This window comes from Nonlabens tegetincola (assembly GCF_002954355.1).
Taxonomy (GTDB): Bacteria; Bacteroidota; Bacteroidia; order Flavobacteriales; family Flavobacteriaceae; genus Nonlabens; species Nonlabens tegetincola.
Genome location: NZ_MQVV01000015.1, coordinates 1 through 11,813, shown reverse-complemented (window position 1 = coordinate 11,813; position 11,813 = coordinate 1). Strand labels below are relative to the sequence as shown.

General features: G+C 37.3%; 9 protein-coding genes. All 9 read left to right on the top strand.

Annotated elements, in window-relative coordinates; genetic code table 11:
• Nucleotides 1–789: 789 nt before the first annotated feature.
• The 9 genes from BST93_RS09350 (at nucleotide 790) to BST93_RS09310 (ending at nucleotide 11,702) form a co-directional block, all read left to right on the top strand.
• A complete protein-coding gene (locus BST93_RS09350; RefSeq protein WP_146105001.1) occupies nucleotides 790–1,026 on the top strand; it encodes a hypothetical protein in 237 nt (78 codons plus the stop codon).
• A gap of 126 nt (nucleotides 1,027–1,152) precedes the next feature.
• Nucleotides 1,153–2,187 (top strand): hypothetical protein, encoded by a 1,035-nt coding sequence (locus tag BST93_RS09345; protein WP_105018963.1) that lies wholly within the window; start codon nucleotides 1,153–1,155, stop codon nucleotides 2,185–2,187.
• 1,183 nt (nucleotides 2,188–3,370) lie between these two features.
• Nucleotides 3,371–6,583 carry a beta strand repeat-containing protein gene (locus BST93_RS09340; RefSeq protein WP_105018962.1) on the top strand — a complete coding sequence of 1,071 codons (3,213 nt, stop codon included), beginning with the start codon at nucleotides 3,371–3,373 and terminating at the stop codon, nucleotides 6,581–6,583.
• A gap of 10 nt (nucleotides 6,584–6,593) precedes the next feature.
• A complete protein-coding gene (locus BST93_RS09335) occupies nucleotides 6,594–7,310 on the top strand; it encodes a hypothetical protein (RefSeq protein ID WP_146105000.1) in 717 nt (238 codons plus the stop codon).
• A gap of 7 nt (nucleotides 7,311–7,317) precedes the next feature.
• The gene (locus tag BST93_RS09330) at nucleotides 7,318–7,956 is read left to right on the top strand and encodes a phage tail-like protein (RefSeq protein WP_105018933.1); all 639 of its coding nucleotides are present in this window, start codon (nucleotides 7,318–7,320) and stop codon (nucleotides 7,954–7,956) included.
• 3 nt (nucleotides 7,957–7,959) lie between these two features.
• Nucleotides 7,960–8,313 carry a hypothetical protein gene (locus BST93_RS09325; RefSeq protein WP_105018961.1) on the top strand — a complete coding sequence of 118 codons (354 nt, stop codon included), beginning with the start codon at nucleotides 7,960–7,962 and terminating at the stop codon, nucleotides 8,311–8,313.
• Between the two features lie 191 nt (nucleotides 8,314–8,504).
• Nucleotides 8,505–9,098: a T9SS type B sorting domain-containing protein gene (locus tag BST93_RS09320; RefSeq protein WP_181072596.1), complete on the top strand. Its 594-nt coding sequence runs from the start codon at nucleotides 8,505–8,507 to the stop codon at nucleotides 9,096–9,098.
• Nucleotides 9,099–9,167: 69 nt separating this feature from the next.
• Complete coding sequence (locus BST93_RS09315) at nucleotides 9,168–10,946, top strand: AMP-dependent synthetase/ligase (RefSeq protein ID WP_105018931.1); 1,779 nt, start codon at nucleotides 9,168–9,170, stop codon at nucleotides 10,944–10,946.
• A gap of 78 nt (nucleotides 10,947–11,024) precedes the next feature.
• Nucleotides 11,025–11,702, top strand: coding sequence for a 3'-5' exonuclease (locus BST93_RS09310; protein WP_258150515.1), 678 nt, complete (start codon nucleotides 11,025–11,027; stop codon nucleotides 11,700–11,702).
• Nucleotides 11,703–11,813: the final 111 nt, after the last annotated feature.

The window sequence follows — 11,813 nt, the reverse complement described above, 5'->3', positions numbered from 1 at the left end:
GGCGTAATACTACTATTAATTTAACCAATGTTGTACAAAACTTAGAAACTTTAACCACTATCGTTGAAAACACAGATGGTACTTTTACCTATACCGATGAAGATGGTGGTACTACTGTTATTGATGTTACCATCTAGAAACACTTACCTCTATCGCGTTGAATGCTGATGATACTAACATCGATTACACCGATTGAGGATGTTAGTTACTCAGCTTGATCTTACGGCTTTAGTACAAAACTAGAGACTTTAACCACTATCGTGAAAACACTGATGGTACTTTTACCTATACCGATGAAGATGGTGGTACTACTGTTATTGATGTTACCAATCTAGAAACACTTACCTCTATCGCGTTGAATGCTGATGATACTAACATCGATTACACCGATGAGGATGGTGTAGTTACTCAGCTTGATCTTCGGCTTTAGTACAAAACCTAGGACTTAACCACTATTGTTGAAACACTGACGTACTTTTACCTATACTGATGAAGATGGTGGTACTACAGTTATTGATGTTACTAATCTGGAAACACTGACTTCTATCGCGCTGAATCCTGATAATACTAACATCGATTACACGATGAGGATGGTGTGGTAATCAGCTTGATCTTACAGCTTTAGTACAGAACTTAGAAACTTTAAACCACTATCGTTGAAAACACAGACGTACGTTTACCTATACCGATGAAGATGGTGGTACTACTGTTATTGATGTTACTAATCTGGAAACACTGACTTCTATCGCGCTGAATCCTGATGATACTAACATCGACTACACGATGAAGATGGTGTGGTTACTCAGCTTGATCTTACAAGCTTTAGTACAAAACCTAGAGACTTTAACCACTATCGTTGAAAACACTGATGGTACTTTTACCTATACCGATGAAGATGGTGGTACTACCGTTATTGATGTAACGAATCTGGAAACACTTACCTCTATCGCGTTAAATGCTGATGATACTAACATCGATTACACCGATGAGGATGGTGTGGTTACTCAGCTTGATTTACAGCTTTAGTACAAAACCTAGAACTTTAACCACTTTAGTTGAAAACACAGACGGTTACGTTTAACCTATACCGATGAAGATGGTGGTACTACTGTTATTGATGTAACGAATCTAGAAACACTTACCTCTATCGCGTTGAATGCTGATGATACTAACATCGATTACACCGATGAGGATGGTGTGGTAACTCAGCTTGATCTTACAGCTTTAGTACAAAACTTAGAAACTTTAACCACTATTGTTGAAAACACTGACGGTACTTTTACCTATACCGATGAAGATGGTGGTACTACCGTTATTGATGTAACGAATCTGGAAACACTTACCTCTATCGCGTTAAATGCTGATGATACTAACATCGATTACACCGATGAGGATGGTGTGGTTACTCAGCTTGATCTTACAGCTTTAGTACAAAACCTAGAAACTTTAACCACTATTGTTGAAAACACTGACGGTACTTTTACCTATACTGATGAAGACGGTGGTACTACAGTTATTGATGTTACCAATCTAGAAACGCTTACCTCTATTGCGTTAAATGCTGATAATACTAACATCGATTACACCGATGAGGATGGTGTGGTTACTCAACTTGATCTTACAGCTTTAGTACAAAACCTAGAGACTTTAACCACTATTGTTGAAAACACTGATGGTACTTTTACCTATACTGATGAAGATGGCGGCACTAACGTTATTGATGTTACCAATCTGGAAACACTGACTTCTATCGCGCTGAATCCTGATAATATTAACATCGATTACACCGATGAGGATGGTGTGGTAACTCAGCTTGATCTTACAGCTTTAGTACAAAACCTAGAGACTTTAACCACTATTGTTGAAAACACTGATGGTACTTTTACCTATACCGATGAAGATGGTGACACTACCATCATTGATGTTACTAACTTAGAAACGCTTACAGAGATTGCTGAAAACACAGACGGTACTTTTACCTATACTGATGAAGATGGTGTAGATACTATTATCGATATCTCTAACCTAGAAACGCTTACCCTACTTGCTCAAGCTGCTGGTAATACAGATGCTGAAGTAACCGCTGGTGATGCTAATACCATTGCTACGTATACCGATGAGGATGGTTCGGCATTTACTATCAATGAAACTGTTACTGCATTAGTGGAAAACACTAACGGGACATAACCTACACCGATGAAGCTGGTAATGACACCATCATTGATGTTACTAACTTAGAAACGCTTACAGAGATTGCTGAAAACACAGACGGTACTTTTACCTATACTGATGAAGATGGTGTAGATACTATTATCGATATCTCTAACCTAGAAACGCTTACTCTACTTGCTCAAGCTGCTGGTAATACAGATGCTGAAGTAACCGCTGGTGATGCTAATACCATTGCTACGTATACCGATGAGGATGGTTCGGCATTTACTATCAATGAAACTGTTACTGCATTAGTGGAAACACTAACGGGACAGTAACCTACACCGATGAAGCTGGTAATGACACCATCATTGATGTTACTAACTTAGAAACGCTTACGGAGATTGCTGAAAACACAGACGGTACTTTTACCTATACTGATGAAGATGGTGTAGATACTATTATCGATATCTCTACCTAGAAACGCTTACCCTACTTGCTCAAGCTGCTGGTAATACAGATGCTGAAGTAACCGCTGGTGATGCTAATACCATTGCTACGTATACCGATGAGGATGGTTCGGCATTTACTATCAATGAAACCGTTACTGCATTAGTAGAAAACACTAACGGACAGTAACCTACACCGATGAAGCTGGTAATGACACCATCATTGATGTTACTAACTTAGAAACGCTTACAGAGATTGCTGAAAACACAGACGGTACTTTTACCTATACCGATGAAGATGGTGTAGATACTATTATCGATATCTCTAACCTAGAAACGCTTACCCTACTTGCTCAAGCTGCTGGTAATACAGATGCTGAAGTAACGCTGGTGATGCTAATACCATTGCTACGTATACCGATGAGGATGGTTCGGCATTTACTATCAATGAAACTGTTACTGCATTAGTAGAAAACACTAACGGGACAGTAACCTACACCGATGAAGCTGGTAATGACACCATCATTGATGTTACTAACTTAGAAACGCTTACAGAGATTGCTGAAAACACAGACGGTACTTTTACCTATACCGATGAAGATGGTGTAGATACTATTATCGATATCTCTAACCTAGAAACGCTTACCCTACTTGCTCAAGCTGCTGGTAATACAGATGCTGAAGTAACCGCTGGTGATGCTAATACCATTGCTACGTATACCGATGAGGATGGTTCGGCATTTACTATCAATGAAACTGTTACTGCATTAGTGGAAAACACTAACGGGACAGTAACCTACACCGATGAAGCTGGTAATGACACCATCATTGATGTTACTAACTTAGAAACGCTTACAGAGATTGCTGAAAACACAGACGGTACTTTTACCTATACCGATGAAGATGGTGTAGATACTATTATCGATATCTCTAACCTAGAAACGCTTACTCTACTTGCTCAAGCTGCTGGTAATACAGATGCTGAAGTAACCGCTGGTGATGCTAATACCATTGCTACGTATACCGATGAGGATGGTTCGGCATTTACTATCAATGAAACTGTTACTGCATTAGTAGAAAACACTAACGGGACAGTAACCTACACCGATGAAGCTGGTAATGACACCATCATTGATGTTACTAACTTAGAAACGCTTACAGAGATTGCTGAAAACACAGACGGTACTTTTACCTATACCGATGAAGATGGTGTAGATACTATTATCGATATCTCTAACCTAGAAACGCTTACCCTACTTGCTCAAGCTGCTGGTAATACAGATGCTGAAGTAACCGCTGGTGATGCTAATACCATTGCTACGTATACCGATGAGGATGGTTCGGCATTTACTATCAATGAAACTGTTACTGCATTAGTGGAAAACACTAACGGAACAGTAACCTACACCGATGAAGCTGGTAATGACACCATCATTGATGTTACTAACTTAGAAACGCTTACAGAGATTGCTGAAAACACAGACGGTACTTTTACCTATACCGATGAAGATGGTGTAGATACTATTATCGATATCTCTAACCTAGAAACGCTTACCCTACTTGCTCAAGCTGCTGGTAATACAGATGCTGAAGTAACCGCTGGTGATGCTAATACCATTGCTACGTATACCGATGAGGATGGTTCGGCATTTACTATCAATGAAACCGTTACTGCATTAGTAGAAAACACTAACGGGACAGTAACCTACACCGATGAAGCTGGTAATGACACCATCATTGATGTTACTAACTTAGAAACGCTTACAGAGATTGCTGAAAACACAGACGGTACTTTTACCTATACCGATGAAGATGGTGTAGATACTATTATCGATATCTCTAACCTAGAAACGCTTACCCTACTTGCTCAAGCTGCTGGTAATACAGATGCTGAAGTAACCGCTGGTGATGCTAATACCATTGCTACGTATACCGATGAGGATGGTTCGGCATTTACTATCAATGAAACTGTTACTGCATTAGTGGAAAACACTAACGGAACAGTAACCTACACCGATGAAGCTGGTAATGACACCATCATTGATGTTACTAACTTAGAAACGCTTACAGAGATTGCTGAAAACACAGACGGTACTTTTACCTATACCGATGAAGATGGTGTAGATACTATTATCGATATCTCTAACCTAGAAACGCTTACCCTACTTGCTCAAGCTGCTGGTAATACAGATGCTGAAGTAACCGCTGGTGATGCTAATACCATTGCTACGTATACCGATGAGGATGGTTCGGCATTTACTATCAATGAAACCGTTACTGCATTAGTAGAAAACACTAACGGGACAGTAACCTACACCGATGAAGCTGGTAATGACACCATCATTGATGTTACTAACTTAGAAACGCTTACAGAGATTGCTGAAAACACAGACGGTACTTTTACCTATACCGATGAAGATGGTGTAGATACTATTATCGATATCTCTAACCTAGAAACGCTTACCCTACTTGCTCAAGCTGCTGGTAATACAGATGCTGAAGTAACCGCTGGTGATGCTAATACCATTGCTACGTATACCGATGAGGATGGTTCGGCATTTACTATCAATGAAACTGTTACTGCATTAGTGGAAAACACTAACGGAACAGTAACCTACACCGATGAAGCTGGTAATGACACCATCATTGATGTTACTAACTTAGAAACGCTTACAGAGATTGCTGAAAACACAGACGGTACTTTTACCTATACCGATGAAGATGGTGTAGATACTATTATCGATATCTCTAACCTAGAAACGCTTACCCTACTTGCTCAAGCTGCTGGTAATACAGATGCTGAAGTAACCGCTGGTGATGCTAATACCATTGCTACGTATACCGATGAGGATGGTTCGGCATTTACTATCAATGAAACTGTTACTGCATTAGTGGAAAACACTAACGGAACAGTAACCTACACCGATGAAGCTGGTAATGACACCATCATTGATGTTACTAACTTAGAAACGCTTACAGAGATTGCTGAAAACACAGACGGTACTTTTACCTATACCGATGAAGATGGTGTAGATACTATTATCGATATCTCTAACCTAGAAACGCTTACTCTACTTGCTCAAGCTGCTGGTAATACAGATGCTGAAGTAACCGCTGGTGATGCTAATACCATTGCTACGTATACCGATGAGGATGGTTCGGCATTTACTATCAATGAAACTGTTACTGCATTAGTAGAAAACACTAACGGAACAGTAACCTACACCGATGAAGCTGGTAATGACACCATCATTGATGTTACTAACTTAGAAACGCTTACAGAGATTGCTGAAAACACAGACGGTACTTTTACCTATACCGATGAAGATGGTGTAGATACTATTATCGATATCTCTAACCTAGAAACGCTTACCCTACTTGCTCAAGCTGCTGGTAATACAGATGCTGAAGTAACCGCTGGTGATGCTAATACCATTGCTACGTATACCGATGAGGATGGTTCGGCATTTACTATCAATGAAACTGTAACAACTTTTTCACAAAATGACACACCAACTTCTAGTGATCCAAATGCTACTGGAGAAATAACTTACACCAACGAGGCTGGTACAACAACCACTGCACAAGTCGTAAGTGCCGATGCCAATAATAGTATTCAAGTTGGATCAGATGGTGGAGCTTATTTTGTTGGTCCTACTATTGCTGCAGCTGGTAACGTGGCAGGAGATGGTTCTACCATCACAAGCTTTGGAACTTCGAGCATTACTAGACTTAATACTGGAGACTATCGTATCAATTTTACAACTCCTATAACAACGGGATATGTAATACAATTAACCATATTAGATTGTAATGGAAACTGTCCACCAGCTGGCGGTTCAAACTACGATGATCCTGGAATTTCGTACTATGGAAATGATGCTAACGGATTCAACGTGAATATAGGAGATAGCGATAATGGTGCTAGTCCTAAGGTTGACATTGATCTTGATTTCATGTTCACCATTATTAAACTACCTTAATTAATTTTAAATGAAAAGATTCTTTTTTATCATAGTGCTTTTAATGTTGTTATTCTCATTTATTCAGCCTGCAATAAACCCAGACTCCTTAATGAGGATATCAAACTTAACAACCGCAGAAATCAACTCAATAGTTGGCGTTCAAGAAGGTAGTATTGTATATGATACAGACCGTAATAGAATGCTAGAATATACAAATACTGGTTGGAGTGAAATGCTTGTTGATTCTAATGTCTATTTAGGTAGCTTCACTATTAACTCGTCTGGATCAATTACAATATCAGATGTTCCATTTCAACCTTCACAAGTAAGTTTTGTTGCTCATGCAAATATTGAATCGGATAATATAGCTGCAGATAACGGTGTGGGAAATAATGCTCGTGGAATTTCAAATTCTTATGGAACTTCAAACGGTTTTGCTAGAAATAACGGAGGAAGCATAGTTCAACAAAGTATTTACGTAGGCGGACACGGAAATTCAATCAATGACATTTCTAGATATTCAAGTAGCTCAAATTGTGTTGGCATAAGATACGGTGATCAAAATGGGTCTAATTTGGGTATAATTGAAGCGTCTTTAATCAATTTTACAACAAATGGTTTTACCGTAAATGCTACTTATACTAACGGTGATATAACGGTAAATAATACTAATCCAGTACTTAGTGTTCAACCAGCAGATGTTAACAATGAAGCCATAGTGGTTTTATTTACAGCCTACAAATAACTTGCTCATGAAATTATTCCTAAGTAGTTTAATCTTTACCGTGTGGTTCGCTTTCTCACAAGCTCAAATAGATCCCAACTCTATAATGGGTATACCTACTTTGACCACAACCGAGATTAATAGCATTTCTAATCCTAATGAGGGATCTATTGTTTACAATACCACAGATCAATCTTTGTACCTGAGAAATGCTACTACATGGAAAAAACTAACGGTAGATGAAAGCAAGACTGTAATATTAAATCGTAATGGAGGCTCCTTACCTACTGCAATAAACACCTTTTATGATTTACCATTGACTAATAGTCACGTTACTACGATAAATAACGATTATTATACAATATCTGGAACTTCTGAAATTACAATACTTCAACAAGGAAATTATCTTATCTCTGGAGAATTATCAACTACCAATATGCCGGCAGGTGATAATAAATATATCCTAGCAGTTTTCATCAATGGATCAAGAAGAGGTTATTTATCTAGAGGATTTGCAAGTATTCCTAGTAGAGACTTCTGGGGCACCACAGGAACAATTATGTTTAGTCTAAATGCAAATGACGTCGTCAACATTCAATACGTACTTAATGTAAATGGAGCTACACTAAACGCCAATTTTTCAAACATTGGTATTACAAAAATTTAGATTATGAAAAATTATCTATTCTTTACTTTGTTATTAGTTTACGCTTTCGCGAAAGCGCAAACTGCCTTACATAATTATGGTAATTTAAAAATACATCCAACAGGACAGATAGGTTTTCATACAGATGTCATTAATGACGGAATATCGAATGACAATGATGGACTAGCCGGATTTTACAATGATAATCGCATGCTTACTTTCTCGGGTACCAACCAAATGAACTTTGAGAATGTAGAGTTAGAAGTAGATGATGACTTAAGTTTATTAACTTCCATAGGAATTACAGGAGAATTAGACTTTATATCTGGTAGGTTTATTACACCTAGAATTAATCCCATTATCAGACTCAATTTTTAAATAACAACTTTTATTTTAATTCAAATGACAATAAGCATGTTGATGGATTTAATGAATTTTCTGGTTCAATAGATTTCACTTTTCCAATTGGAGATGAATTTGAACTTAAACCACTAGGAATTTCCAATTATACAGATAAACAATTTGTAGCAGCTTATTTTAAGGAGGACCCTAACACTCCTACCACATTTGTGAGTGGCTTTAACACATCTGCCTTTGAGCCTAGCTTAGATATTGTCTCCACAACCGAGTTTTGGTATCTTGATAGTACAGGTACTGCAGATGTTACTTTACACTGGACATTGAGTAGTAATGTAAGTAGTTTAGTAAACAATTTGAGTCAACTTAGAATAGCTGCTTGGAATGCTACCACCAATAAATGGGACAATTTAGGAAATGACTCTTTTACAGGAACGGTCAATGAAGGTACCATTACTACAAAAATTAATGCAACTCAAGAGTATACTATTTATACGTTAGCTTCTATTCTTGAAAATGGCAATGATATTCTAGTTTATAATGGAATAACACCAGATGGTGATGGTATAAATGACACACTTATTATTCGAGGATTAGAAGATATACCAGATAATGAACTTATCATTTACAATCGTTGGGGTGTGGCTGTCTATCAAAAAGAAAATTACGACAATAGTTTTTCTGGAATTTCTGAAGGTCGAGTAACCACATCTCAGGACGAAAAACTACCAGAAGGTACTTATTTTTACGTACTTAAGATAGGGAATAAAGAAAATCTTGCTGGTTACATCTACATCAATAGATAATTTATTAGATCGGATTGTTAACTTTTTTATAATACTAGTATTATATTTAGCGTCCGAAAAAAATAATTCATGCAAATCAAACGATTATTTGACTTTCCATATTACCAATTAAAGAATTATCCTAGAGAAGATGCTCTAGTTACTAAACAGAATGGAATATGGGAAAAAACCTCTACACAAGAATATATTGATCAAGCCTGTGCCCTATCACGTGGGTTAATGCGATTGGGACTTCAAAAGGACGATAAAGTTGGTATTATATCAACAAACAATAGAACGGAATGGAACATCACTGATATAGGAGTGATGCAAACAGGTGCCCAAGATGTACCTATTTATCCTACTATATCAGAAGAGGATTACGCATATGTTCTTAATCATAGTGAGGCAAAATTTGTTTTCGTATCTGATCAAGAGGTATATGACAAGGTTCAAGCAATAAGAAACAAGGTTCCATCATTGCAGGAAGTTTATTCTTATAATGATATCAAAGGCTGTAAAAGTTGGAGAGAAGTATTAGAATTAGGTAAAGACGACAGTAACCAAAAAGAATTAGAGGATCGCATGGCTGCCATCAAGGAGGATGACCTAGCAACTCTTATCTATACTTCTGGAACAACCGGTAGACCTAAAGGTGTAATGCTTTCTCACAAAAATATTAGTAGCAATGCTATCTTTTCTAGAGAACGACTACCTATCATTGAAGGAAAAGGTAAAGCATTAAGCTTTTTACCTGTCTGTCACATTTATGAACGCATGTTATTATACATGTATACCTATGTAGGTGGTGGTATTTATTTTGCGGAGTCTATTGAAGCTATATCGGACAATCTAAAAGAAGTGCAACCCGATGTAATGAGTGCGGTACCTCGATTACTCGAAAAAGTATACGATAAAATTATCGCCAAAGGAACAGATCTTACCGGCATTAAAAAGAAATTATTCTTCTGGGCTGTAGAACTTGGATTAAAGTGGGAACCATATGGACGTAATGGCTGGTGGTATGAACAAAAACTCAAACTAGCGCGTAAATTGATTTTCTCAAAATGGCAAGAAGCATTAGGAGGCAATCTACAAGCCATAGCTAGTGGTAGCGCTGCTCTTCAACCCAGGCTTGCACGTGTGTTCAACGCAGCAGGTGTGCCAGTAATGGAAGGATATGGTCTTACTGAAACAAGTCCAGTTATTGCTGTAAATGACATGCGTAATAACGGATTTAAAATAGGTACGGTAGGAAAACCACTAAAGGAAACCGATGTTAAAATCGCTGAAGATGGTGAAATAATAATTAATGGTCCACAACGTATGATGGGCTATTATAAGGATCCAGAAAAAACAGCCGAAGCTATTGATAAAGATGGTTACTTTCATACAGGAGACATAGGTGAAATTGACCAAGAAGGATTCTTAAGAATTACGGATAGAAAGAAAGAGATGTTTAAAACATCAGGTGGTAAGTATGTTGCTCCACAAGTAATTGAAAATGTTCTTAAACAAAGTCGTTTTGTAGAACAAATCATGGTAATTGGTGAAGGAGAAAAAATGCCAGCAGCCTTTATTCAACCTAATTTTGAATTTCTTGAAGAATGGGCAGAGCGTAAAGAACTTAAATACAATTCTTACGAAGAATTATGTGCCCTAGATCGAGTAATTGACAGATATCAAAGAGAAGTTGATCATTATAACGAACAATTTGGAAAATGGGAACGCATAAAGCGATTTGAACTTACTCCAGAAGTTTGGTCTATCGATAATGAACAACTCACTCCTACTCTAAAATTGAAAAGAAGAAATATTAAAGCAAGGTATCAGGATCTATATGATAAGATTTACGGACCAAAAGTTTAATATCCTTTGTATAACCTTTTTAAATGCCGTGTATAATCACGGCATTTTTTATGTAGTTTCACCAAATAAAATAATTAATTGTACGCAATACTAGATATAGAAACTACCGGTGGTAATTTTGGTGATGAAGGAATCACCGAAATCGCTATATATAAATTTAATGGACATGAAATAGTGGATCAATTTGCTAGCCTAGTAAATCCGGAAAAACCCATTCAACCGTTTGTAGTTCAACTTACAGGTATAAACAATAAGATGTTAATCAAAGCTCCAAAATTTTTTGAGGTTGCAAAAAGAATTATTGAAATTACCGAAGGTTGTGTCATAGTTGCTCACAATGCTGAGTTTGATTACCGCATGTTAGTCCAGGAGTTCTCTAGCCTAGGTTATGACTATCAAAGAGAAAGCATTTGCACGGTTCAAGTAGCTCAAGAATTACTTCCTGATGAAGAAAGTTACAACCTAGGAAAACTTTGTAAATCATTGGGCATTCCAATTCCTTCGAGACATCGTGCAACAGGTGATGCGGCAGCAACAGTAAAGCTGTTTAAGATTCTTCTTGAAAAAGATACAGGAAAAAAAATTATAAACAGCTTTCAAAAACAATTAGCACAAAAGAGTGTAAAAAAAGGCCTTCAAGAATTCTTGGATTCGGTACCTGCGACTACAGGTGTCCTTTATCTTTTTAATGAAAAAAATCAATCTCTTTATATTTCCAAAAGTAGAAATATGAAGAAAAACTTAGACAAGTTGTAACCTCACAAGCAAAGTGGCTGCCAAACTTAACTAAGAAAATTTATCGAGTATCCTATGAACAAACAGGAAGCCTTTAATTGCAGAAATAAAAGAATACATAGAAATTAAGGG